Below are 24222 nucleotides of genomic sequence, written 5' to 3' on the forward strand. Positions count from 1 at the left end.
GTACGCCTTTCCTTGCTTGTGTATATTCACTAGTCGGTATACATAGGCGAATGCCTGACACGCAAAGTCCGACCCGCAAGCGCATCATCGATGCCGCGACCAGACTGTTCTACGCGGAGGGAATCGGCCGTGTCAGCGTCGATGCCATCGCCGAAAAGGCGGGGCTCACCAAACGCACGCTCTATTACCACTTCAAGAGCAAGGACGATCTGATCGCCGCCTATCTCGATGGCCGCGACCAGCCCAACCTGCAGCAGATGGCCGGCTGGTTCGACGCGGCGCAAGGTGGCGCAGACCGCAAGGTCGAGGCGATCTTCAGCAATCTGGCGCGGGTTGCGCGCCATCCGAAATGGAAGGGATGCGGGTTTCTGCGCACCGCCGCGGAACTGGCCTCGATGCCCGGTCATCCGGCGGTCAAGGTCGGGTCGCGCCACAAGTCGAATTTTGAAACTTGGCTGGCCGGCGCCTTGTCCGGCCAAGGCGTCGAGGAACCACGGACGGTGGCGCGCGAGATCGTGCTTTTGATCGACGGCTCGTTTTCGATCATGCTGATCCACCGCAATCCCGACTATGTCGAGGCGGCAGGACAAGCGGCGGCGACGCTTGTTCGGGCGCGGTATCAAACCGCGACGTCTAGAAACCCAGAGCTAGCCATGCCGTCCCGACCACGAGCGTGATCAGCGTCAGTGGCAAGCCGACCTTGAAGAAGGCGCCGAAAGACAACGGCGTGCCGGCCGCCTTCGACTGCTCGGCGACGATCAGGTTGGCGACCGAGCCGAGCAGCGTGAAATTGCCGGCAAGCGTCGAACTCATCGCCACCACAAGCCAGGCGCGTTCGGGATTTTCCAGTCCGGGTATGAAGGGCCGCAGCGCCAGCACGGCCGGCACATTGCTCATGATGTTGGAGAGCACCGCGGTGAATCCCGACAAACGCCAGACGTCGTCGAGGCCGAGATTCTTGGCCGAGGCGATGAGATCAGGCGTCAGCAGCATCCGTTCGGCGCCGGCAACGACCACGAACAAACCGGCGAACATGAACAGCAGCGGTCCGTCGACCTCGCGATAGATGCGTTCCGGCTTGATGGCGCGGGTGAGCAGGAGGATGGCGCCGCCGATCAATGCCGCCTTGGCAACCGGAACCCCGGCGAAGAAGGCGATGGCCAGGCCGATGCAGACGACCACCGCCTTCAGCACCTGTCCGCGATGCATGCGGCCGCGCGAGACATGCGGCGTCAACTGGATGGTGCGGGTGAACTCGGCCCGATAGACGATGCGCACGATGACGATGACCGCGACGAGGCCGAACAGCGCGACCGGCGCCAGCGCCGCCGAAAAGGCGGGGTAGGAAATGCCCGACAGCGCGCCGATGACCATGTTCTGCGGATTGCCGGTGATGGTGGCGACACTGCCGCAGTTCGACGCGGTGGCGGTGGCGATCAGGTAGGGGATCGGGTTGCGGTTGATGACACGGGTGACATGGACGACGATCGGCGCCATGACCAGGCAGATGGCATCGTTGACCAGGAAGGCCGACAGCACGCCGGTCAAAAGCGTCACCATCACCAAGAGCATGAACGGCGCATGCGCATGCTCTATGGCTATGGCGCCGAGGCCGCGAAAGGCGCCGGAGACCTTCAGATGCGCGACCACGATCATCATGCCGAGCAGAAGCGTGATGGTGTCGAAATTGATCGCGCGGTAGGCATCCTCCATGCTGATCGCGCCAATGGCGATCATCGCGGCACCGCCAAGCAACGCAATGCCTGCCCGATCAAGACGCAGGCCAGGGATGCGGCCGATGGCGACGCCGGCATAGGTCAGGACCAGGATCAGCAGTGCCGCAGCGCCCATCAATGTCATCGGTAGCAAGTCTCGCTCGATCTGGCGACGCCGATGCAGTCTGCCGGTGGTTCTTTTGCCTGTCCGCTCTGGCGATGTCGAGACTGATGACAAACGGGGCGAGTAAACCGCGGCTCCGCAGGCGTTTTCGCTAACGCCGATAGAAATCCAGCCGTTGTTCCAATGCCTGTGGCGAAAACAGCTGCTCGACGGTCTGCCGCGCCTTGTGGCCCACATCAGCCCGCAGCGCCGGATCGGCCTTGAGCTGGGACAGTATTTGCGATGCCTGTTGCGCGGTCTCGAACAGGAAGCCGTTTTCGCCATGCCTGATATGGTCGGCGTAGCCGCCATGCGAATGGCACACGACCGGCAGACCGCAGGCCATCGCCTCGAACACCACGCGGCCGAACGTCTCCACATGTGAGCCGGTGCGGTAGTAGAACACGTCGAGCGTCGGCAGAAACCGCTCGGCGGCAACCTCGCCCTGCGGCAGGAGTTCGAGGTGCGGATGTGGCGCGAGCTTGTCCTTGAGTGGCATGCCGCCCTGGATCCGCACCGCGATGCCTTCTGCCAGCAAGGCTTCATAGAGCGTCGCATCGTCGGCATTATGCTTGTCCGCCGTATCGCGACTCAGCCGCCCAACCGTGAACGGACCATCGGGCCTTGTCAGCCGTGGTGAGAAGCGGGTGATATCGATCGGCGACGGATGCACGACGCCTTCGACCTGCAGCAAGCGCTTCTGAAAGTCGGAGATCAGCACCAGTTCGGCATCGGGCCAGCCCAGCAGACGCGGCATGCCGGTCGTTAGCGCGATGATCTTCGGGTGAAAGGTGTTGAAGACATAGATCAGCCGGCGTGGGCGTCGGATCAGGTAAGGCCACATCCTGTTGCGCCAATGCGCACCGAGGAAGACATAAGTGCCGCCGTCCGGCACATCGCGCGTTGCCGGCGAAACGCGGTGAATCGGAAACTGCCGCATCAGTTCGTCGGACACGCGCGATGAGGTCGCCCACAGACGCACCTGCTGCGCGCCGCCCAACAGCCGGTACAGGTCCAGGGTTTCGCGCTCACTGCCGCCAAACGGATTCTGAAAGCCGTTGAACAGATGGATCATGATCGCCGCGCATAACTGGCCTTGCCCCGGGTCGTCTCGTCACTCTTTCGCCGGCAGCCTAAGTGCCATGGGCTACACAGGCGGCATGGACGATCGATAGATCAAGGGAGCAGGAATGTTCCTGCCAAGGCCCATACTTCATCTAGCCGGAGGAAGCACACCGACAAGGAAGCGTCAAGGAGCGGTCAATGCACCGTCGCGACGCTGGGCTGAGACACCAGGGAGGCTTCCGCCGGGTCGAAGCTGACCTGGTCGCGTCCGTTCGATTTGGCGGCGTAAAGCCGTCTGTCGGCGGCCGAGAATATCGCCTCGTAGGTCGTCGGCCCGCTGAAGCTGGTGCCGCCGATCGATACGGAGAGCGGGCACGCGCGGCCACCGGGCGAAAAGTCCATCTCGCGAATCCGTCGGCGAATGCCTTCGGCGACCAGCCAGGATTGCGAGGGGTCGACCCCGGGAAGAAACACGCCGAATTCCTCGCCGCCGATGCGGCCGACAATGTCGCTGCCGCGAAGCTGTCCCTTGATCGCCTGCGCGATCAGCTTGAGCGCCTGGTCGCCGCTGTCATGACCGAGCCGGTCGTTGATCGACTTGAAGTGGTCGGCATCGATGATCAGCAGGGCGCCGGAACGGGGCTGCTCCTGCTTGCGGGTCTGCTCGAGATAGGCCTCGACCAGCATCGAGAAGGCGCCGCGGTTCAGCACCGCCGTCAGGCTATCGGTCGCCGCGATAACGCTGAGGTCACGCTGGGCGATGGCCAGCTGGCGAATCTTCCACATCAGGAAAAACAGAAACGAGCCGCCCAGCACCAGGGGAAGCAGCAGGTCCGTGAGCTCCGCGTGCCAGAGAGCCTCGGGCGAGAGATAGGGAAAATTGAACGAATCGACGAAAAACGCCACGGCAATGAAGAATGCCGTGCCGGCGACGGTGACAGCGATCACCCTGCCCCAGCTGGTCGGCGACAGGTCGAGCCTCATCCCATTCCACTCCGTTAGCCGTCCCTACTATGACGTGCCAACGCAAACAAAATGCTAAGACTTTCCTTCAATTCGCGATCGAGGCCAAAAGTCAAAAGCAACGACCGCCGGAGGGCGGCCGTGCTCACGACGCGTGCGGATCTGGCGACGCGTGCGGATCTGGTTGTGGACTTCAGCTGATAGAGGAAATCCTGACCCATCAACGGTTGGGCGCCGGTCCGCTCGCTTCGACAACGAAGGATGCCGCGATCAGGTCGTCGGCATCCAGTCGCAAGGCACCATCGCCTGCCCCCATGATGGCGGCGACCTTGTGGAAGGTCTCCATCTCATGATCGGAAATTTCGGCATCCTGCATTCTGGCTTTGAGTTCAGCGATACGCCGCACCAAGGCAGGGGACGTTCCAATTTCACGTTTCGACATGGCCTCGTTTTCTCCTCCCCCAACCCGCTCTTGTTTTGCACCACCCATTCGCTGGCCCGACATTGCCCTTTTATGAGGCACCGCGAATACAAGGCCCCGAACGCCTCATGCGGGGGTAAGGTTCCAAGCTCGGCTGATCACGAAATAGTTCCGGGCTGCCAGGTGGGTCTGGCCTCATTGCCCGGCCATCAGCACCATCGTTACTCTGGAGCTGCGCGCTTTAACCCGCTCCAGGCACCGGCCCGGAATGTTCGGCCAGGTCGCGGAGGCGCATTCCTTGTCAGCGACCGCGACGGCCTGCTGTACGTCGGCGGCCTGGGTAGCCGTGGATGCGAAAAGTACCGTCTGAGTTATCAGAGCCGAGAAGACGGCAACCTGGAACAGCACGGCGGCGAAGGCGATCTGCTTGACCATCCGACGCAACGCGCTGGCGAGCGTCAGGTTCCCTCTGTTCATGCCTTGCGGCGAAGACCGGCAGCGTACCGACGACACAGCCTAAATGTTTGATCCCAGGCTTTGATGGGGCATCCTTATCTTCCGAATCAAAGGATGCGCTATGGGCCAGGTTCTGCATGGGAGCGCCACAACGACAGAGGCGGTCCGTCGAGCGATACAGTATAGTCAAGAGAGCCTGAGGGCTCTGGCCAAGCGCTACGGGATCAACCAGAAGACGGTCGCCAAATGGAAGAGGCGAACTTCAGTCGCCGATCTGCCGACTGGTCCGAAGGAACCGAGATCGACAGTGCTCTCGATCGAGGAGGAGGCAATCATCGTCGCCTTCCGGCGCTACACGTTGCTACCGCTCGACGACTGCTTTTATGCCTTGCAGCCAACCATCCCGCACCTGACGCGGTCTTCATTGCATCGCTGCCTGCAACGCCATGGCATCGGCCGCCTGACGGATGTCGAGGGTGACAAACCGGCGAAGAAGAAATTCAAGAGCTACCCGATCGGCTACTTCCACATCGACATTGCCGAGGTGAGGACCGAGCAGGGCAAGCTGCACATGTTCGTCGCCATTGATCGGACCTCGAAGTTCGCCTTCGTCGAGTTGCACGAGAAGGCCCCCACCGCCGTCTCGAGAGACTTTCTACTGCGCCTGATCGCGGCCGTTCCCTACAAGATTCATACCGTGCTTACCGATAACGGCATTCAGTTCACCACGCCCGGTGCCGGTGGCTCGGCGGTGCCGCTGATCAAGGAGGCAATCGCCAATGGCGAGATCTTCCGCGCTCACGCCTTCGAGTACACCTGCGCCAGGAACGACATCGAGCATCGCACGACCAAGGCGAGGCATCCGTGGACCAACGGCCAGGTCGAGAGAATGAACCGAACCATCAAGGACGCCACCGTCAAGCGCTTCTACTATGAGGGCCACGACCAACTACGCACCCATCTCGCCGACTTCGTTGCCGCCTACAATTTCGCTCGCAGGCTCAAGACCCTCAAAGGTCTCACCCCATACGAGTTCATCTGCAAGGCATGGGTCTCACAACCGGAACGCTTCAAACTCAATCCGCTCCAGCAAATGCCGGGACCAAACACCTAAAGCGCGTCGCGTATGAGCGGATTCAGTCGACGCGCCTTAGGTCTTTGTTTTTATGCATGTCGTTCTCCAAAACCGGGACCACTTTTTGGGCGACATGCATTAGCAAAACCGGCTGCCCTTCCCGAGAGATGGGTGACAGTTCATTGCGGATAGATGGGTTACACTTTCGGCCCTTTGCAAGGAGAGCAAGGTGCCTTGGAAGGAGTGTAACGTCATGGAAGAGCGGCTGAAGTTCATCGCCCGGCTGCTGGACGGCGAGAAGATGGCCGTACTTTGCCGTGAGTTCGATATCTCGCGCAAGACCGGTTACAAGATTCTCACGCGCTACAACGACAGCGGCCTGGAAGGGCTGACGGATCGATCGCGCCGGCCCTACCGCCACGCCAATCAGCTTCCGTTTCAAATCGAGAAGCTGATTGTGCGCCTCAAGCAAGACAAGCCGACTTGGGGTGCGCCGAAGATACGCGAGCGGTTGGCCCGACTGTATCGGGACGTGCACCGGCTTGCGATCTCGACGGTGCATGCGGTTCTCGACCGGCACGGCATGGTCGAGCACCGCAAGCGACGGCGCAACAGGGCGACGGGGACACCGCTTTCAAACGGGGTATCGCCCCAACGATCTTTGGTGTGCCGACTACAAGGGCGAGTTCATGCTCGCCGATCGGCGCTATTGCTATCCGCTGACGATCACCGACTTCGCCAGCCGTTATCTCATCGCCTGCGAGGCGCTGTCGACCACCAAGGAAGCCTATGCCTTCACGGTGTTCGAAAGCGTTTTCAAGGAGTTCGGCCTGCCCGGCGCGATCAGGACCGACAATGGCGTTCCCTTCGCCAGCCCCAATGTGCTGTTCAACCTCAGCAAGCTGTCGGTCTGGTGGCTGCGCCTGGGCATCGACATCGAGCGCATCAAGCCGGGCTGCCCGCAGCAGAACGGCCGCCATGAGCGTATGCACCTCACCCTGAAGAAGGAAACCACCAAGCCGGCCGGCGCCAATTTCCTTCAACAGCAGGCCAGGTTCGACGACTTCATCGACGAGTTCAACTCCGAACGCCCGCACCAGGCGCTCGGCATGGATTGTCCAGCCGAGCGCTACCAACCTTCAACGCGTCCCTATGCCGGTCTGCCGGATCTCGCCTATCCGTTTCACGATAAGGCCGTCACCGTCACCACCTGCGGCCGCATCTGCGACAATCGCAAGAAGATCAACCTCAGCCTTGTCTTTGCCGGCCAGACCGTCGGCATCAAACAGGTCGAGGACCATATCTGGCTGACCAGCTTCATGGACTATGATTTGGGATATTTCGACGACGAGACATGCAGGCTCGAACCACTCCAAAACCCCTTCGGGCCAAAAGTGTTACCTATGTCTCCGGTATAAACCGTAACCTATGTGTCCGGAACGGACCGGCAGTTGATTGGCGATCCCGACAGGATTCGAACCTGTGACCATCGGCTTAGAAGGCCGGTGCTCTATCCAGCTGAGCTACGGGACCGCAAGCCGGCCAAAGGGGCCGGCTGGATATCTGGCGCTGGCCGCCGTTCAATGCGTCCAGGGCGTCCTGCGGTCATAGCGGAAATTCTCCGCATAGGAAATCTGGCGGCGCTTGGTCTCTTTCGGCTCCTCGACGCGGAAGGCAAGCCCTTCCTTTTCAGCGTAGGCGATTGCCTCTTCCCGCGTGTCGAAAGTCAGCCTGATCTGGCTCCTCATGTCTCCCGACGTGGTATAGCCCATCAAGGGATCGATCTTCTTGCGCATCTCGGGGTCGAATTCCAGCACCCAGTGGCCGGTCTTGGCCTTGCCGGACTGCATCGCGGTTTTGGCTGGGCTGAAAATGCGCGCGGACATGGCCACCTCATGGTTGTGCAAGGCAGCATCGCCGCCTCTTCGCCCGTCATTACTGCGCAATGCGGACCGCGGCAAGGTTTTTGCACTTGCCATGTAACACCGAAATGAATAGGCAACAGACCGTTCGGAGTGTAGCGCAGGCTGGTAGCGCATCTGGTTTGGGACCAGAGGGTCGGGAGTTCGAATCTCTCCACTCCGACCATCCCTTCATATCCCGCGCCGACTAAGCGCCCTCGCCCGCCACGAATGCCGCAACCACGGCAGCCGCAGGTGTCGTGAATGAGGTGAGGTGTGCTCGTTGATTGGTCGCTGCGACAGCGCCGCGATCGATCGATGCACTAGAAGGCAAGCTCGCCGGGCGAGAACCCCAACCTCATTCCCGGCGAGCCTACAACCTGATTTGGAACGCAATCAGGACCGGGGTCAGCCGGCAAGCTCACGCTGCAAGATAGGTGCCAGCTGATCTTTCCCGAAATGGGACATGCCCAGCCTTTGCCGATCATCAGAGTATCGACAGTATCTAGATCTCGAACTCGCGCTGCCCCTCATCCATGGCGCTGACCGCTTCGGCCGCCAATGCCCGGGTAATCGGTATCTTGCGCTCCAACGCGGTGCGATCCAGCCGCTCCACCACGCGCATAGCCGTCGCCAGCGAGCGTTCGATGCGCCGCACCAGATACTGCACGACATGCGGCTCGACCTCGACCTGGCGGTCGGCGAACAGCTTGGTGATGACGCCGGCGAGCAGGAGGTCGTCCGGTTCATGGATTTCGACCGTCGCCGCCGCCTTCAGCCGCGACGCCAGATCGGGGAGAGAAACACCCCAGGCGGATGGAAAGCGCCGCGCCGTCAGAAGCAGCGTCGAGCCGGCGCCGCGCACCGCATTGATCAGGTGAAACAGGCCTTGTTCGTCGATCCCGAGTGTATCGACATCGTCGATCAATGCCGGCCGGGCGTCGAGACTGGCGATGCTGTCGCCAATGCGCATGGGATTCACGGCCACGGCGTTCGCGCGGACACGCCAGATCGAGGCCAGATGCGTCTTGCCGGAGCCTGCGGGGCCTGCCAGGACCACCACCGGCGAAGGCCAGTCCGGCCATCGATCGACCAGTGCCGCCGCCTGGTTGTTGGTGCCGGAGACGACGAGTTCGTCGCGCGAATAGCCGGTGCCGTGGCCGAGATCGAGCGGCAGCTGGCGCGGCGGATCGGTTCGCTGGGCGGTCACTTCGAGCGACGCGGCTGCGTGCGGTGACCGCCGCCACGATCGGCCGGCAGCGGCGGCGCGGCCTCTGTCGCGTGGCCCTTGTACAGGGGCGATTCGAGATAGCGGGCGATGGCAAAGCGCACCAGAACGGCTACGGCGGCGGAAGCCGGCACGGCAATCAGCAAGCCGACAAAACCGAACAGGGCGCCGAAGGCGAACAGCGCGAACATCAACCATACCGGATGCAGGCCGACGCTTTTGCCGACCAGCCTGGGCTGCAATATGTTGCCTTCGATGAACTGACCGATGAAGAAGACCACCGCGACCGCGACGATCATCGACCAGTCCGGCCAGAACTGGACGAAGGCGACGCCGACGGCCAGCACCAGCCCGGTCAGCGAGCCGACGTAGGGGATGAAGGAGATCAGCCCGGCGAACAGGCCGATGAGGATGGCGAAATTCAGCCCGGTCAGCGTCAGGCCGGTGGCGTACATGGCGCCCAGCACCAAACAGAGCGTGCCCTGGCCGCGCACGAAGCCGGCGGTCGCTGTGTTGATGTCACGCGCGATGGCGCGCACGGTGCCGACATGGTCGCGCGGCACCCAGCTGTCGATGACAGCCACCATGCGGTCCCAGTCGAGCAGCATGTAGAAGGCGACCACCGGCGTCACCACGAAAAGGCTGACGACCGAGACCAGTGCCATGCCGGAACTCCAGAGCGAGGTGAACACCGTTGTGATCAGGCCGAAGCCGGAGGTCAGCAGCGAGTTCAACCCGTTGCGCAAGCCATTGGCGTTGACGCCGAATTTCTGTTCCAGCCATTTCGGATCGAAGGAGGTGATCAGGCTCTGCAACCGTGTCAGGTATTCCGGCAGCTTGCCGGCGAAATCGGCCATCTGCGTGGCCAGAACCGGAATAAGGATAACGAAGGCCAGCACCAGCACGATGAGGAAAGTGATGAGGATGACCACCGTTGCCATGAAGCGCGACAGGCCGAGCCGCTGCAGCCGGTCGGCGACCGGATCGAGGAAATAGGCAAGCACCATTCCGGCGACGAACGGCAACAGGATGGCGCTGAAGATATACAGGAAAAGGGCGAGCAACGCCGCACCAATCACCCAAAAGGAAATCTGCCGGCGAAACGCGGAAGCCGCGGCAAGATCGGCGGCCGCAGCCTCGATCACCGCCGCTTCTTTCTCAGATGTCCGGATTGGAGCTTTCGCCATAGCCGCTCATATGCCTCAGCCAAGCCACGAGATAGGCCGCGGCCGAAGCCACGGTCAAGACCCTGGACAGCAATATGAGGGCTGGCCGCAGGGGGTCGATCCGCACGGCAAAGGCGAGTTCGCCCAGCACGACCGCCGCCAGCACGATCTGGACGGCGGTGTTGGCCTTCGACACCAGAAGCAGCTTGTCGGCCATCGGATCGAGATAGGCGCCGAGCGCGGACTGCTGGTTGAACAGGCGGGCGATGAAGCCGTCGACGCCATCCGAGGCGCCGGCGATGACGAAGCCGGCAACGGCCCAGCCGTGCGCGATGCCAGGCTATCCACGCTTTTGTCGGGCCAAAAAGGGGCTCGGCTCCGCCGTTATCCTTGCGGACCGAAACCGTTCATGCGAAGAGCCCGCAAACGAGCAGGAAAATTGCGATGAGCAAGCGCGACACAAGCCCGGACAAAACGGCCAAGCGCAGGAACGGGCTCACCTATGCCGAGGCCGGCGTCGATATCGATGCCGGCAATCTCATGGTCGAGAAGATCAAGCCGCTGGTGCGCGCCACGCGCCGGCCGGGCGCGGATGGCGAGATCGGCGGTTTCGGCGGCCTGTTCGACCTCAAGGCGGCCGGCTTCACCGACCCGGTGCTGGTCGCCGCCAATGACGGTGTCGGCACCAAGCTTAAGATCGCCATCGATGCCGGCAAGCACGACACGATCGGCATCGATCTCGTCGCCATGTGCGTCAACGACATCGTCGTTCAGGGAGCCGAACCCCTGTTCTTCCTCGATTATTTCGCCACCGGCAAGCTCGATCCCGACCAGGGTGCGGCGATCGTCGGCGGCATCGCCGAAGGCTGCCGGCAGGCCGGCTGCGCGCTGATCGGCGGCGAGACGGCTGAGATGCCCGGCATGTATCACGGCAAGGACTATGACCTTGCCGGCTTTGCCGTGGGGGCGGCCGAACGCGGCCAGCTTTTGCCAACCGACGACATCGTCGAAGGCGACGTGCTGCTTGGCCTCGCTTCCTCGGGCCTGCATTCGAACGGCTTCTCGCTGGTGCGCCGCATCGTCGCCGCAAGCGGCCTTTCGTGGAGCGATCCGGCGCCCTTCAATGACGAGGCGACGCTGGCCGAGGCACTGCTCGAACCGACCCGCATCTATGTCAAATCGATCCTCAAGGCTATTCGCAACACGCATGGCATCAAGGCCCTGGCTCACATCACCGGCGGCGGTTTCCCGGAAAACATTCCCCGCGTGCTGCCCAAGGATTTTTCGGCCGAACTCGACCTTGAGGCTATCGACGTGCCTGCGGTGTTCTCGTGGCTGGCCAAGACAGGTGGCGTGGCGCCGGAAGAGATGATGCGCACCTTTAATTGCGGCATTGGCATGATCCTGGCGGTTGCCTCCGGCCAGGCGGCACAGGTCGCAGCCGTGCTGCAGGAAGCCGGCGAGACGGTGACGCCGATCGGCCGCATTGTGCCGCGCCGCGACGCCGGCGTCATCTATCGGGGCTCGATCGGCCTATGAGCACGCAGAGAAAACGCACCGTCGTCCTGATATCGGGGCGCGGCTCGAACATGACCGCACTGATCGCGGCTGCTAGCGACCCGGCCTTCCCGGCCGAGATCGTTGGCGTCATTTCCGACAAAGCCGACGCCGCCGGCCTCGGAATCGCCAAGGCGCGCGGCATCGCCACGCAGGTCATCACCCGCGCCGGCCATGGCAGCAAGCAGGCGCATGACGCGGCGATCGACGCGGCGCTCACGGCCTTCAATGCCGAGATCGTGGCGCTGGCTGGCTACATGCGCATCCTCACCTCCGGCTTCGTCCAGAAATGGCAGGGCCGCATGATCAATATCCACCCTGCCCTGCTGCCGGCATTCAAGGGCCTCGACACCCATGCGCGCGCCCTGGCCGCCGGCCTGCGTATTCATGGCTGCACCGTGCATTTCGTAACTTCCGAAATGGATGACGGGCCGATCATCGCGCAAGCGGCCGTGCCGGTGATGGTCGGCGACAACGCCGATACGCTGGCTGCCCGGGTGCTGAAGGCCGAGCACCGGCTCTATGCGCTGGCGCTGGGGCTGGTCGCCGAAGGCAAGGCGCGCATGGAGGCCGGACGCACGGTGCTCGCCCACTTTGCCGACGATGCCGACAACGCCACCTCGGTGGTGATGGCGCCCGACCCGCTTCGTGAAGAAGCCGATCTGGAGCACCTGGCGCGGATCACGCCCTGAGCCGAGAATACGGCCATGAGACAGCTGCTTCTGCTGCGTCACGCCAAATCGAGCTGGGACGATCCTGATCTCGACGATTTCGACCGTCCGCTCGCGCAACGCGGATCGAAAGCGGCCAAATTGATGGGCCGGGCACTTGCGGCGCGCGGATGGCTACCGGATCAGGTTCTGGTGTCTTCGGCGCTCCGCACCCGCGACACATGGCGGCTGGTCGCCGACGAACTGCCAGTGCACCCCCGGGTCGCATTTACGGAGGCGCTCTACGAAGCTTCAGCGGCGGATATTTTGAGCCAGATCCGTCTGGCCGACCCGTCGAGCGGCTGCCTGGCAGTGGTTGGTCACAATCCGGGCCTGGAATATCTGGCGAAACAACTTGCCGGTTCAGGCTCGGAGGCCAAGGCGCGCATGAGGCTCGACGAAAAATTTCCGACCGCGGCCCTGGCGCGCCTTGTCTTCGACGGCAACTGGTCCGCCCTATCGTCCGGCCGGCTGACGCATTGCCTACGGCCCAAGGATCTCGGCTAGAATAGATGTCCAAAGCCGGGCTGTGGCGGGCCAAAGCCGCCACCGCCCGCGCGAAATCTCAGTTCCCCCAGATGCCCTGGCCGGATTCCGGCCAATCGGCGGTGGTCTTCATCTTGGCGTCTGCTGCCTTCTGGCCAGCAATATCCGTATTCTTGACGGCGCCGGTGACGGCATGATCGACGCCGGCGAGCGAGGCAACCGGCTGGTTGGCGTTATCGGAACCGTAGTGGTCACTGCCGGCAAAGGCGGCGCCCGTCGCAACTAGAATGGCGGCGATAGTGAGAGCGATCTTATTCATTTCAATCTCCTGGTTTCATCCGTTAGGCGGCGTCTTGGGAGGACGGTTCCGCTGAGGATGAGACCCGACGCCGCCCCGTTTTATTCCTGGAGACGGATATTTTTTGTGCCGGGTCCGACGACCGGTCGATCGAACCGATGCCAGCCGGTGCCAGTCCTCTTGCGCAAAAAACAAGAGCGGCGGGCCGGACCCACCGCTCTTTGTCGTCGAGGCCCGCCGCGCAGAACAGCTGCCCCAGACGCGTCGGCCGGTTGCTTACTGGCCCCAGATCCCCTGGCCTGATTCAGGCTGATCCGAATCCGGGGTCAGCCTGAATCCGTGGTGCTCGGTTGTCTTGCGGGTAGAAGCCGTGAAGGTGTGGTCTATGGTGCCCGCCTTGACCGCTGGTGCGGTGACGGCCGGCTGGTTGACGTTGTCCGAACCGTAATTGTCACTGCCGGCGAAAGCCGTGCCCGTGGCAATGAGGATGGCGGCGGCGGTAAGTGCGATCTTGGTCATTTTAAGTACTCCAGTATCTCTCTCTTCTGTCCGTCAAGTGGCGTGCCCTTGGGAGGAATTTCGCGTCGCTCGGACAGACCCGAAGTGGGTTTTTAGTTCGCCGACTTCCAATCACGAAGATGTTCCATCACGCGCCGGATGCTGAACTCGAACTTCGGCCCAGAAATCAAAAGCTGAAGATTTTATTATTCAACATCATATGGTTATACGAAAATGATCTGCCTATATCGCGACTATTCGCTGAACAGGCGCCGACCATCCGCTCACGGTCCGTCACTATAACTTGAACCGATCGGTTCGATTTTCGATCAGCACTCACGTACGCAAAAAACAAGAGCGGCGGGCGAGGCCCACCGCTCTTTGTCGTCTTCCGGGGATTGCAGGAATTAACGGCCCCAGATGCCCTGGCCAGACTGAGCCGGCACGTTGGCATTGGCGTCGCCCTGTGTCTTTACGGACTTCGCGATCGAACCGGTGCGGACGGTGTCGACGTTCGAGGACGACTGACTGGCAACCGGCTGGTTGACATTGTTGGAACCATAGTTGTCGCTGCCGGCAAAAGCCGTGCCCGTGGCAACAAGGATGGCGGCGGCGGTAAGAGCGATCTTGGTCATTTTAACTACTCCTGAATTCGAGGTTTGGTGGTATCGGCTGAGATTAGCGGCCGAAGAGGTTGCGGTCGGCGCCCTGCGGCGCCTGAGCCTGGACCGTTGCGGTCGACTTCGTGGTCGAAGCGGTGACCGAATGGTCGATAGCGGCGGCGGGCTGGTTGGCGTTGGCCGAGCCATAGTTGTCGCTGCCGGCGAAAGCGGTGCCCGTGGCAACGAGGATGGCAGCAGCGGTAAGAGCGATCTTGGTCATTTTAACTACTCCTGAATTCGAAATTGGGTGATGTCGGCAGTCGCGATTAGCGGCCGAAGAGGTTGCGGTCAGCGCCCTGCGGCGCCTGGGCCTGGACCGTTGCGGTCGACTTCGTGGTCGAAGCGGTGACCGAATGGTCGATAGCGGCGACGGGCTGATTGACGTTGGCGGAGCCATAGTTGTCGCTGCCGGCGAAAGCGGCGCCCGTGGCAACGAGGATGGCAGCAGCGGTAAGAGCGATCTTGGTCATTTTAAGTACTCCAGTTTCTTAATCCTGTCCGTCTAGTGGCGTGCCTTCTGGGAGGAATTTCGCGTCGCTCGGACCACCCCGAAGTAGGGAATGCCTTTTGGGATTTCCAGTCGCGTCCGCTTTGCAGAATCTTCTTATATTATAGACAATGCATATTGCATCGCAGCAATTCTAACGCGATTTATGTAATGATTTCAGCCAATTGAGCTCCGAGATCCTGATGAAGCCGAAGTGCTTTTGGAGGTGATTGTTCACCGTCTGCGATACAATCTGTCAATCAGAACCGAACCGTTCGGTTCGATTTCTGGACGAAAACAGGCCGATCCGACCCCTTGAAAATCCGCTGCGCCCGCTAGCCGGGACCGCATTTGTCTTGCGTTGCAATCGATACTGTCGCTCATTCGAGAGAGATCGCCGTGGCCGATCGGGCCAAGGCGATCCGCTGGGAGATGGATCCGGATAGACATGCGACTGCTGCTCGTTGAGGATAATCGCGAACTGGCCGACTGGTTGGGCAAGACGCTGCGCCAGGCAAATTATGTGGTCGACATCGTCCATGACGGCGAGGATGTCGAGCACGCGCTGGCAGCCGGCGATCATGCGCTTGTCATCCTCGACCTGGCGCTGCCGCGCATGGGCGGAATGGAGGTGCTGCGCCTGCTGCGGGCGCGCGGCAATGCGGTGCCGGTGATCGTATTGACCGCCAACGCCAGCCTCGACGGCCGGGTCAAGGGCCTCAATCAAGGCGCCGACGACTATCTCGCAAAGCCCTTCCAGATCGAGGAGCTCGAGGCGCGCATCCGTGTGCAGCTGCGCCGCGCCAATGACCGGACCGCACCTGTCGTTGCCTGCGGCGATCTCGTCTTCGACACCAACACAAGGCTGTTTTCGCTCGCCGGCGAGACGCTGGCACTCACACCGCGTGAGCATGCGGTGCTGGAGCAATTGATGGTCAAGGCCGGGCGCACCGTGAGCAAGGCGGCATTGTCGGCGGCGATCTACGATTTCGAGACCGACGCCGACCCCAGCGCCATCGAGATCTATGTGCACCGTGTACGCAAGAAGCTTGAGGGGTCGCGGGTCCAGATCGCCACCTTGCGCGGTCTCGGCTATCTATTGCGCCATGAGGATTAACAGTCTCCGGCTGCAACTCCTGGCCTGGGTGGTGCTGCCGCTCGCCGGGCTGGCAACCATCAATCTGTGGACCAGCCATCGCAGCGCACAGGCAACCGCCGATCTGATTACCGATCGCATGCTGGTGGGGTCGGCACGGATGATTGCCGAGCAGGTCACCATGACCGACGGGGTGCTCAACGCCACGGTGCCTCCGGCAGCGCTCGAGATGTTCGACACCGGCGACCGCGACAGGGTCTACTATCGCGTTGATACCGCGCAAGGGCGACTGCTGACCGGCTATCCTGGCCTGACGAAAACGCCGGGGCGCCCGAGCATGGAGGCGATATACCGCGACCAGGCGCTGCGGCTGGCAACGTTTACGCACGCGGTGGTCGGCGCCGGCGAAGACTCGCCGATATCGGTCACCGTCGGCATCACGCTTGCCGGCCACGACGCGATGGTGCGGCATCTCTGGGTCAGCGCCTTCACCCAGCAACTGGCGCTGGTGGCGATTGCCGGCGTCTTCGTGCTGCTCGGCCTGCGGCGTGGGCTGGCGCCGCTGATCAGGCTGCGCGACGCGGTGCGCTCACCCAAGCGCAGCGAGCTCGAACCGATCGAAGTCGCCGGCGCGCAGAGCGAAATCCGGCCGTTGGTCGATGCGCTCAACGCCTATATGGAACGCGTCAGGGCGCAGATGGCGGCGCAGCGCCGCTTCATCGCCAATGCGGCGCACCAATTGCGGACCCCACTGGCGCTGCTGTCAACGCAGGCGAGCTACGCACTTCGCGAAAGTGCCGCCGACGCACGCCAAGAAGCGCTGATGGCGCTGCAGGCCAGTTCCGGACGGCTGGCCCGGCTGGCCGAACAACTGCTCACCCTGTCGCGCGCCGAGCCAGGCAGCCGGCGGCCACGTGCCGACCGCATCGACCTGACCCAAGCCGCCCGCCATGTACTCGAAACGCAGGCGCCGGCAGCTGTGGCGCGCAACATCGATCTCGGGTTGGACGAAACCGGTCCCGTGACCGTGATCGGCGACGGCACCATGCTGCGCGAGATGATCGTCAACCTTGTCGACAACGCGCTGCGCTACACGCCGGCCGGCGGCACCGTCACCGTCAGGCTGGCCGCCAGCGATGGCGAGGCCGTGCTGACCGTCACTGATGACGGGCCGGGCATACCCGCCGAGGAACGAGACCATGTCTTCGAGCGCTTCTACCGTCTCGCTGACGCCGCCGGCGAAGGCAGCGGGCTGGGACTGGCCATCGTGCGCGAGGTGGTCGAAAATGCCGCCGGCCGCGTCACCCTCGCGGATGGCGTGGCCGGCGGCCTGGTGGTCGAGGTGCGGCTGCCGCTGGCGGGCGGCTGATCGCTAACCGAGCGGACTTCGCCTACTGCGTTTCATGCAAGGGCTGCGGGCGCCATTTCGCCAGCCGGTTCTCGACCATCGTCATCAGATATTCCGCGCCAAGCGCCACCACCATGATGATGACGATCGCGGCATACATGCCGGCGGCGTCGAAAGAGCCCTTGGCGATGTTGATCAAAAGACCGATGCCGTAGCGCGAACCGACGAACTCGCCGACGATGGCGCCGATGATGGCGAAGCCGAAGCTGACATGCAGGCTGGCGAAGATCCAGCTCATCGCCGACGGCACGATCACCGAGCGCGTCAATTGCCAGTCGGAGGCACCGAGGATGCGGGCATTGGCAATCATCGACCGGTCCGCCTCGCGGACGCCCTGGAATGCGTTGTGGAAGACGACGAAGAACACCATGACGAAGGCCAGCGCCACTTTCGAAGCAAGGCCAAGCCCGAGGATCATGATGAAGATCGGCGCCAGCACCACGCGCGGGATCGAATTGATCACTTTGATGTAGATGGAAAAGATGTCGGCTGCCATGCGGTTGCGACCGAGAGCGACGCCGATGACGATGCCGGCGACCGAGCCGGTGACGAAGCCGAGGACGGACTCCTCCATGGTGACGTAGAGATGGTACCAAAGGGGTCCTTCGGACGTGCCCTCCGTCGTCCACTCATAGAGCCTCTGCGCGATCGCGCTTGGCGTCGCATAAAAGAACGGATCGATCCAGGCCATGCGCCCAGCGACCTCCCAGGCGACCAGGAAGACGATGAGGATGGCAAGCCGCCAGAAGGTTACCGTACGGCGGCGATGCTGCGCGGCTTTGGCGGCAGCGGCTTCGATTTCCGCGTCAGAGGTTCCCGGCTTAAAGCTTCCGGCCCTGATGTCGATGGCGGCATCGGTCATTTGTGTCCTCCCTCACGCGGCGGCGCGGGCATAGCTGGTCTCGACCTCTTCCTTGAGATCGGCCCAGATGGTGCGCGAATAGTCGATGAAGCTTTGCTCGTAGCGGATGTCGGCGACGACGCGCGGGCGCGGCAGATCGATCTTGTAGACAGACTTTACCGTCGCCGGCCCGGCGGTCAGCACATAGACCTTGTCGGCCAGCGCGATTGCTTCCTCCAGATCATGAGTGACGAACACAACGGACGCCTTGGCTTCGGACCAGAGGCGCAGCAGTTCCTCGTGCATGAGGACGCGCGTCTGTACGTCGAGCGCGGAAAACGGCTCGTCCATCAACAGTATCTCTGGACCGTTGATGAAGGTCTGTGCGAGCGCCACGCGCTTGCGCATGCCGCCTGAGAGCTGGTGCGGATAGTGGTGTTCGAAACGCGCCAGTCCGACGCGCGCCAGCCAGTCGCGCGCCGCGGCGATCGCCTCCTGCTTCGCCCTGCCACGGAAGAGCGGCCCGGCCATGACGTTCTCGATCACCGTGCGCCACGGGAACAGCGCGTCGGTCTGGAACACGAAGCCGATGCGCGGGTCTATGCCCTTGACCGGCGCGCCCATGACGCGAACCTCACCAGCACTGGGGCTGGCGAGGCCGGTGACGAGGTTGAGCGTCGTCGACTTGCCGCAGCCGGTCGGGCCGACGACGGCGACGAATTCGCCGCGCTCGACCGTCATGGTAAAATCACGGATCGCCGTCAGTGACTTGCCGGTGGGCGTAAGGAAGCGGCGGCTGACATTGATCAGCTCGATCGCCGGAGCGGTCATTTCGACAGCCATGGTTGAGCAAACTCCAATAGAAGGCGGACGCCGCGCGGGGATCGCCGGACGCAGGAAAGGAGAGTTGCCGGCGCGATGCTAGGGCATCACGCCGGCAGGGTTCCATCACTTGGCGTTTTTGACGAATTCCGAGGTGTAGGTCTTCGACAGGTCGATCTGCTTGCCTTGCAGTTCCTTCTTGAAGGCCGAAAGCACCGTAAGCACTGTTTCGGGGCCGCCCTCGGGCATAACGCCGTCGGCGGTGAACATCGCCTTGCCGGCATCGAGGGCTTTCACATAGCCTTCCTTGTCGCCGACATAGTAGTCCTTCGGCATCTTGTCGGCGATTTCAGCGCCGCTGTGGGTGTTGATGAATTTCTGCGTTTTGACGAAAGCATTGGCCAGCTTCTGCACGACGTCCTTGTGGGCCTCGACCCAGTCCGTCTGCATGTAGAGGGACGCGGCTGGGTATGTGCCGCCGAGCGCGGCCTTGGTGCCTTCTATCGTGCGCATGTCGATAAGGACGGTGGCTGCGCCAGTCTTGAGGAGCCGGGTGATGGTCGGTTCGGTCGTCATGCCGGCCTGAATCTTGTCCTGTTGCATGGCGGCGATGAATGTATCGCCGGCGCCGACCGGGATTGAGGTGAATTCACCCAGCTTCAAGCCGTTCTTCACGGCAAGGTATTCCGTCAGGAAGTTTGTCGAGGAGCCCAGGCCGGTGACACCCAGGTTCATGCCCTTGAAATCGGCGGGCGACTTGATCTCGGGATGTTTCGTCGAGACCAGTTCGACTTCGCCCGGCGCCTGGCTGAACTGGACGACAGATTCGACGAATTTGCCTTTGGCCTGCAGGTCGATGCAATGGTCGTAGAAGCCGACAACGCCTTGTACGGCGCCGGCCAGCATTTCGTTTTCGGCATCGACACCGGCCGGTTCGTTCAACAACTCGACGTCGAGACCCTCATCCTTGAAGAAGCCGAGCGCTTCGGTGAGTTTGGCGGGCAGATAGATCTGCTTTTCGTAGCCGCCAACCATGATGGAAATCTTTTCGTCGGCCGCCGATGCCACTGTGGCCCCCGCGGCGGTGATGGCAAGCGTCAAGGCGGCAGTGCGCAAGGCGCACTTCGAGATGAAACCGGTCACAAATCTTCCTCCATTTGGGCGACGCGCTGTGAAGCCGCGCCGCATTCCTCCCTCGTCGGCCCTCGCGGGCCGGACATGCGGTGATACCCGCACCACTGTCATGACATGTCCAAGCTTTCAGCTGGCTTTCAGCCGCGCGGCAAAAAAATCGTTCGCAACGTCACGCACGAGCGTTCAGCCCCAGCACGTCGCGCATATCGTATTGGCCAGGCGGGCGTCCCGCCACCCAGAGTGCAGCAGCGATCGCCCCACGGGCGAACATGATGCGATCGCCGGCGGCATGCGACAAGGTGACGAGCTCGCCGTCGGCACAGAAGCTGACGCTGTGTTCGCCGACAATGCTGCCGCCGCGGACCACCGCAAAGCCGATCTCGCCGGGAGGACGCACGCCGGTGACCCCGTCGCGAACGCGCCTTGCGACCGCATCCAGTGCGACGCCGCGTCCGCCGGCAACGGCTTGGCCCAGCATCAGCGCGGTGCCCGACGGCGCGTCGATCTTGTGGCGGTGATGCGCCTCGAAAATCTCGGCATCCCAGTCATCGGCATCGAGCGCTCTCGCCGCCTGTTCGACCAATCCGATCAGCATGTTCAGCCCGAGCGAAAAACTACCGGAGCGGACGATGGGAATCGTTTTCGCGGCGTCGGCGATATCAGCCAGTTCGGCGGAATCGAAACCCGTCGAACCAACCACCAAACCGGGGCCGCCCCGGTTTGCGCAAAACCTCGCCAGGTCGGCCGAAGCCGCCGGCGTGCTGAAATCGATCACCACATCGGCCGTTGCAAGCGCCTCGTCGCGGCTCACCAACCCGTCGCCTACAGTGCCCGGCCGGTGGAAGCGTGCGGCGAGTGCCAGCCGCGGATCGGTCTGCACGGCCTCGGCCATCTGGCGGCCCATGCGGCCAAGCGCGCCTGCGACCACGATCCGGATCGGCGGTTGCGCCATGACGCCAGCTATTTCCACATGCCGCGCATGCGCGCGCCGATATCGACGCGCACTTCCGGCCGGGGTGCCCTGCCCTGTGCGGCTTGCGCGCTCGGCCACGACATCTGCTGGAACGCGGCGAGGATCGATGCCGGGATGAAGCGGGTGCGCGAGGCATAGAGATGGCGGTCGCCGCGCGCCGCCTGACCATGCGGAAAGAAACGCTGCGGCATGATCAGGTTGAGGTTGTCCTTGGCCCGCGTCATCGCCACGTAGAGCAGCCGGCGTTCCTCCTCGATATCCTCCTTGGTGCCGACGCCGAGATCGGCCGGAATGCAGCCATCGACGGTGTTGAGCACGAAGACATTCTTCCACTCCTGGCCCTTGGCCGAATGGATCGTGGACAGGATCAGATAGTCCTCGTCGCGATGCGGTGGGCCGGCCTGGTCGCTGGTCGCGTCCGGCGGGTCGAGCGTTAATTCGGTCAGGAAGCGTTCGCGCGAGGCATATCCCGAACCGATCTGCTCAAGCTGCAGAAGGTCGGCGCGGCGTGTGATCGCGTCCTCGTGAATGCGCTCCAGATGCGGCTCGTACCACAACCTGACCTGCTCGAGGTCGGCCGGCCATTTGGCGCCGGCCCGCAGCCCGGAATAGAGCGAGACGAAGCCCGGCCAGTCATCGGCCGCGCGCTGCGGCGGGCGCCAGCCGGCGAGGCCCATCGCCTCGTCCAGCGCCGATGTCATTGTCTCGACTATTTGGCCGGCAGCCGAGGGACCAATGCCCGGCATCAGTTGCAGGACGCGAAACCCGGCGACGCGGTCGCGCGGATTTTCGGCAAAGCGCAGCACCGCCAGTACGTCCTTGACATGAGCGGCATCGAGGAATTTCAGCCCGCCGAACTTGACGAAGGGGATATTGCGGCGCGTCAGTTCGATTTCCAACGGGCCGCTATGGTGCGAGGCGCGAAACAGCACCGCTTGCGATTTCAGCGCCGTACCGGCCTCGCGTTCGGCAAGGATGGTGTCACAGACGAAGCTTGCCTGCTCAACCTCGTCGCGCACGGTTACCAGCCTTGGCTTGTCGGTGGATTTGCGCTCCGACCAGAGGTTCTTGGTAAACCGTTCCGAGGCCTCGCCGATCACCGCATTGGCGGCGGCTAGAATGGTTTCTGTCGAGCGGTAATTGCGCTCCAGCATCACCACATCGGCGGCCTGGGCGAACTGCCTTGGGAAGTCGAGGATGTTGCGCACTTCAGCCGCACGGAACGAATAGATCGACTGGGCATCGTCGCCGACCACCGTCAGCCCGGAGCCATCCGGTTTCAGCGCCATCAGGATCGAGGCCTGCAGCCGGTTGGTGTCCTGGTATTCGTCGACCAGAACATGGTCGAAACGCGCACCGAGATGCGCCGCGATCTCCGGCTCGGCCGCCATCTGTGCCCAGTAGAGCAGCAGATCATCGTAATCGAGCACGTTCTGCGCCTGCTTTGCTTCGACATAACCCGCGAACAATTGCTTCAGCTGGTCTGCCCAGCCGGCGCACCAGGGAAAAGCCGAGCCCAGTACCTCACCAAGCAGCGCCTGCGCGTTGACCGCGCGCGAATAGATGGCGAGGCAGGTGCCCTTGGTCGGAAAACGCGCCTCCGTCTTCGAGAAACCGAGTTCGTGGCGCACGAGATTCATCAGGTCGGCCGAATCCTCGCGATCATGGATGGTGAAGGCCGGATCGAGGCCGATCTCCAGCGCATAGTCGCGCAACAGTCGGGCGCCGATGCCGTGGAAAGTACCGGCCCAGGTCAGCGCATCGGTGATGACAGCGGCGTCGCGGCCGAGCACCTCGCCGGCGATACGCTCGACACGCTTGGCCATTTCGGAGGCGGCCCGCCGCGAGAAGGTCATCAGCAGGATGCGGCGGGGATCGGCTCCCCTGACGATGAGATGAGCGACGCGATGCGCCAGCGTGTTGGTCTTGCCCGAGCCGGCGCCGGCAATGACCAGCAACGGCCCCGCGATCTTGCCGTCGCCATGCTCGACGGCCTGGCGCTGGGCATCGTTCAAGCGCGCTAGATAAGCGGGCGTTGCGGCCGGCTCCAAAAAAGTCGAATCATGGGTGGCGACGTTCATCGCCCATCAAGCATCGTTTCCGCTTTGTTCGCAACAAAGAAGCGGCACGCTCGAGGTTCCGACGCGATTGCTGTTGCCAAACCGCTTCACGGTTTTCGTGGGAATTGCTCTACCGTCCGGGATCGACACCCATGGCCGATTGGCGGCGCAGAGCGTCGCGATCACTTCTCGGTGCCGGCAGCAACAGGGGATCGATGTCGCCGGGAATGTCGTCGATCATCTTGCGAGCGAGGCGGTAGGTAAGAAAGGCCAAGGTGCCGGCCAGAAGCAGACGGATCATGCCGCGGTCTCCTCTAAAGAAGGTCAACCGAAGGCGGGGCTTTTTGTTCCATCCCGGCAAGTTCGCAACCAAACCGAGATCGCCTCGTTTGTGAGGATGGAGGCGATCACGATGAAAAAGCTAAGGTCAGGCCTCATCCTGTTGGCTTTGATTGTCTCGGCCTGTGACAACAGGCTGCCGCCAACAAAGGCTGCCGGTACCGAACAAAGCGGCCATGCCAGCATTCCTGTCATGGACGCGGGGACTGTAGGCAAGTAAGTATGTTCCGTGCAGTCGAGTGGCAATCCGAACCTCAGCGCATTGCCGCGATGCATTCCTCGAGGCGCTCGAGGCGGAACTTGGCATTGCGCAGTTCGTTCCCGGATTCCTCTCGATGCTGACGGCCTCGCAACGGCGACGCCCCCGTCAAGTTTCTTTCGAGTTCAGCGATGCGCGCACGCACCTGCCGCGCCTCGTTCTGACGCAATGTCTTTATCCAGTTCCGCCCGCGCATCTGTCTGCCCGCAGCCCCCAAAAGACCTGCGGCCTGTATGCCAGCAAGACCCTAACTTCTTGCAAGTGCGAATATTCTAACTTTAACGAATGCTAATTTAGCAGGCGACGCTTCAGCGAAGAAGGCCGGCGCCGCTTGGGAGGAGAAGGCGCCGGCCAAGCGGATAAATCAGGTCCGCCGCAGGACGAAGGGTAGCTGAGTCTTGCCGTCGCGTCATGCCGGATCGTGGATTTTGGCCTTTTC

At 62.5% G+C, this 24222-nt stretch carries 27 protein-coding genes, 2 tRNA genes and 2 pseudogenes; 10 read left to right on the forward strand and 21 right to left on the reverse strand.

Annotated features, from left to right (window positions below; genetic code table 11):
- Positions 1-50: 50 nt before the first annotated feature.
- On the forward strand, positions 51-677 hold the full coding sequence (locus tag EB233_RS22935) for a TetR/AcrR family transcriptional regulator (protein WP_064992138.1): 627 nt from the start codon (positions 51-53) through the stop codon (positions 675-677).
- Here the strand turns inward: EB233_RS22935 and EB233_RS22940 are convergent.
- The 5 genes from EB233_RS22940 to EB233_RS22960 form a co-directional block, all read right to left on the reverse strand.
- The gene (locus EB233_RS22940) at positions 634-1860 is read right to left on the reverse strand and encodes an anion transporter (RefSeq protein ID WP_064992137.1); all 1227 of its coding nucleotides are present in this window, start codon (positions 1858-1860) and stop codon (positions 634-636) included. The two genes, EB233_RS22935 and EB233_RS22940, sit on opposite strands and share 44 nt — an antisense overlap.
- A gap of 130 nt (positions 1861-1990) precedes the next feature.
- The gene (locus EB233_RS22945; protein WP_064992136.1) at positions 1991-2953 is read right to left on the reverse strand and encodes a glycosyltransferase family 4 protein; all 963 of its coding nucleotides are present in this window, start codon (positions 2951-2953) and stop codon (positions 1991-1993) included.
- Between the two features lie 185 nt (positions 2954-3138).
- Positions 3139-3927, reverse strand: a complete 789-nt coding sequence (locus EB233_RS22950) for a GGDEF domain-containing protein (protein ID WP_064992135.1) — start codon at positions 3925-3927, stop codon at positions 3139-3141.
- Between the two features lie 199 nt (positions 3928-4126).
- Complete coding sequence (locus tag EB233_RS22955) at positions 4127-4348, reverse strand: hypothetical protein (RefSeq protein ID WP_064992134.1); 222 nt, start codon at positions 4346-4348, stop codon at positions 4127-4129.
- Positions 4349-4522: 174 nt separating this feature from the next.
- Positions 4523-4804, reverse strand: a complete 282-nt coding sequence (locus EB233_RS22960; protein WP_064992133.1) for a hypothetical protein — start codon at positions 4802-4804, stop codon at positions 4523-4525.
- A 100-nt stretch (positions 4805-4904) separates the two neighbouring features.
- Here EB233_RS22960 and EB233_RS22965 point away from each other — a divergent pair, with 100 nt between their 5' ends.
- Both EB233_RS22965 and EB233_RS22970 read left to right on the forward strand, forming a co-directional pair.
- Positions 4905-5897, forward strand: coding sequence for an IS481 family transposase (locus tag EB233_RS22965; RefSeq protein ID WP_027055698.1), 993 nt, complete (start codon positions 4905-4907; stop codon positions 5895-5897).
- Between the two features lie 190 nt (positions 5898-6087).
- A pseudogene (locus EB233_RS22970) lies at positions 6088-7276 on the forward strand (helix-turn-helix domain-containing protein).
- 38 nt (positions 7277-7314) lie between these two features.
- On the opposite strand, the gene EB233_RS22975 reads toward EB233_RS22970, so the two are convergent.
- A tRNA-Arg gene (locus EB233_RS22975) sits at positions 7315-7391 on the reverse strand.
- A gap of 47 nt (positions 7392-7438) precedes the next feature.
- Positions 7439-7744 (reverse strand): ETC complex I subunit, encoded by a 306-nt coding sequence (locus EB233_RS22980; RefSeq protein WP_064991885.1) that lies wholly within the window; start codon positions 7742-7744, stop codon positions 7439-7441.
- A 125-nt stretch (positions 7745-7869) separates the two neighbouring features.
- Here EB233_RS22980 and EB233_RS22985 point away from each other — a divergent pair.
- Positions 7870-7946, forward strand: a tRNA-Pro gene (locus EB233_RS22985).
- A 318-nt stretch (positions 7947-8264) separates the two neighbouring features.
- Here EB233_RS22985 and hdaA read toward each other — a convergent pair.
- From hdaA to EB233_RS23000, 3 genes and pseudogenes are all read right to left on the reverse strand, one after another.
- The gene (gene hdaA / locus EB233_RS22990) at positions 8265-8969 is read right to left on the reverse strand and encodes a DnaA regulatory inactivator HdaA (protein WP_064991682.1); all 705 of its coding nucleotides are present in this window, start codon (positions 8967-8969) and stop codon (positions 8265-8267) included.
- Positions 8966-10174, reverse strand: a complete 1209-nt coding sequence (locus tag EB233_RS22995) for an AI-2E family transporter (RefSeq protein WP_064991683.1) — start codon at positions 10172-10174, stop codon at positions 8966-8968. The genes hdaA and EB233_RS22995 overlap by 4 nt, the downstream gene beginning before the upstream one ends.
- Positions 10146-10475, reverse strand: a pseudogene (locus EB233_RS23000) (CDP-alcohol phosphatidyltransferase family protein); the annotation flags it as partial. The gene EB233_RS22995 and the pseudogene EB233_RS23000, both read right to left, overlap by 29 nt.
- Before the next feature lie 122 nt (positions 10476-10597).
- Between EB233_RS23000 and purM the strand changes: the two are divergent.
- Genes purM through EB233_RS23015 form a run of 3 tightly spaced genes read left to right on the forward strand, consistent with a single transcriptional unit; the run spans position 10598 to position 12927 of the window.
- Positions 10598-11692, forward strand: a complete 1095-nt coding sequence (purM, locus tag EB233_RS23005) for a phosphoribosylformylglycinamidine cyclo-ligase (RefSeq protein WP_064991685.1) — start codon at positions 10598-10600, stop codon at positions 11690-11692.
- Positions 11689-12402, forward strand: a complete 714-nt coding sequence (gene purN / locus EB233_RS23010; RefSeq protein WP_064991686.1) for a phosphoribosylglycinamide formyltransferase — start codon at positions 11689-11691, stop codon at positions 12400-12402. The genes purM and purN overlap by 4 nt, the downstream gene beginning before the upstream one ends.
- A 15-nt stretch (positions 12403-12417) precedes the next feature.
- A complete protein-coding gene (locus EB233_RS23015) occupies positions 12418-12927 on the forward strand; it encodes a SixA phosphatase family protein (protein ID WP_064991687.1) in 510 nt (169 codons plus the stop codon).
- A gap of 58 nt (positions 12928-12985) precedes the next feature.
- Here the strand turns inward: EB233_RS23015 and EB233_RS23020 are convergent, their stop codons facing one another.
- From EB233_RS23020 to EB233_RS23040, 5 genes are all read right to left on the reverse strand, one after another.
- Positions 12986-13225, reverse strand: coding sequence for a DUF680 domain-containing protein (locus tag EB233_RS23020; RefSeq protein WP_064991688.1), 240 nt, complete (start codon positions 13223-13225; stop codon positions 12986-12988).
- A gap of 255 nt (positions 13226-13480) precedes the next feature.
- Positions 13481-13723, reverse strand: coding sequence for a DUF680 domain-containing protein (locus EB233_RS23025; RefSeq protein ID WP_027053237.1), 243 nt, complete (start codon positions 13721-13723; stop codon positions 13481-13483).
- A 386-nt stretch (positions 13724-14109) separates the two neighbouring features.
- On the reverse strand, positions 14110-14337 hold the full coding sequence (locus tag EB233_RS23030) for a DUF680 domain-containing protein (protein ID WP_027053238.1): 228 nt from the start codon (positions 14335-14337) through the stop codon (positions 14110-14112).
- A gap of 43 nt (positions 14338-14380) precedes the next feature.
- The gene (locus EB233_RS23035) at positions 14381-14584 is read right to left on the reverse strand and encodes a DUF680 domain-containing protein (protein ID WP_064991689.1); all 204 of its coding nucleotides are present in this window, start codon (positions 14582-14584) and stop codon (positions 14381-14383) included.
- A gap of 46 nt (positions 14585-14630) precedes the next feature.
- A complete protein-coding gene (locus tag EB233_RS23040; RefSeq protein WP_064991690.1) occupies positions 14631-14834 on the reverse strand; it encodes a DUF680 domain-containing protein in 204 nt (67 codons plus the stop codon).
- A gap of 465 nt (positions 14835-15299) precedes the next feature.
- Between EB233_RS23040 and EB233_RS23045 the strand changes: the two genes are divergently transcribed.
- On the forward strand, positions 15300-15968 hold the full coding sequence (locus tag EB233_RS23045) for a response regulator (RefSeq protein ID WP_064991691.1): 669 nt from the start codon (positions 15300-15302) through the stop codon (positions 15966-15968).
- Positions 15958-17316 carry a sensor histidine kinase gene (locus tag EB233_RS23050; RefSeq protein WP_064991692.1) on the forward strand — a complete coding sequence of 453 codons (1359 nt, stop codon included), beginning with the start codon at positions 15958-15960 and terminating at the stop codon, positions 17314-17316. Before EB233_RS23045 ends, EB233_RS23050 begins: the two co-directional genes overlap by 11 nt.
- Before the next feature lie 22 nt (positions 17317-17338).
- Here the strand turns inward: EB233_RS23050 and EB233_RS23055 are convergent, their stop codons facing one another.
- From EB233_RS23055 to EB233_RS23075, 5 genes are all read right to left on the reverse strand, one after another.
- Entirely contained in the window at positions 17339-18217 is an 879-nt protein-coding gene (locus EB233_RS23055; protein ID WP_027053242.1) for an ABC transporter permease, read from the reverse strand.
- A 12-nt stretch (positions 18218-18229) separates the two neighbouring features.
- A complete protein-coding gene (locus EB233_RS23060; RefSeq protein WP_064991693.1) occupies positions 18230-19039 on the reverse strand; it encodes an ABC transporter ATP-binding protein in 810 nt (269 codons plus the stop codon).
- A 105-nt stretch (positions 19040-19144) separates the two neighbouring features.
- Positions 19145-20149: an ABC transporter substrate-binding protein gene (locus EB233_RS23065; RefSeq protein ID WP_064991886.1), complete on the reverse strand. Its 1005-nt coding sequence runs from the start codon at positions 20147-20149 to the stop codon at positions 19145-19147.
- A 172-nt stretch (positions 20150-20321) separates the two neighbouring features.
- Complete coding sequence (gene dapB / locus EB233_RS23070; protein ID WP_064991694.1) at positions 20322-21104, reverse strand: 4-hydroxy-tetrahydrodipicolinate reductase; 783 nt, start codon at positions 21102-21104, stop codon at positions 20322-20324.
- An 8-nt stretch (positions 21105-21112) separates the two neighbouring features.
- Positions 21113-23206 carry an ATP-dependent helicase gene (locus EB233_RS23075; protein ID WP_064991695.1) on the reverse strand — a complete coding sequence of 698 codons (2094 nt, stop codon included), beginning with the start codon at positions 23204-23206 and terminating at the stop codon, positions 21113-21115.
- Between EB233_RS23075 and EB233_RS23080 the strand changes: the two genes are divergently transcribed.
- Positions 23193-23744, forward strand: a complete 552-nt coding sequence (locus tag EB233_RS23080) for a hypothetical protein (protein WP_155765442.1) — start codon at positions 23193-23195, stop codon at positions 23742-23744. The two genes, EB233_RS23075 and EB233_RS23080, sit on opposite strands and share 14 nt — an antisense overlap.
- Positions 23745-23778: 34 nt before the next feature.
- On the opposite strand, the gene EB233_RS23085 is transcribed toward EB233_RS23080, so the two are convergent.
- On the reverse strand, positions 23779-23952 hold the full coding sequence (locus EB233_RS23085) for a hypothetical protein (RefSeq protein WP_244277805.1): 174 nt from the start codon (positions 23950-23952) through the stop codon (positions 23779-23781).
- Between the last annotated feature and the right edge of the window lie 270 nt (positions 23953-24222).

It is taken from the genome of Mesorhizobium erdmanii (assembly GCF_013170725.1).
In the GTDB taxonomy this organism is placed as follows: domain Bacteria; phylum Pseudomonadota; class Alphaproteobacteria; order Rhizobiales; family Rhizobiaceae; genus Mesorhizobium; species Mesorhizobium erdmanii.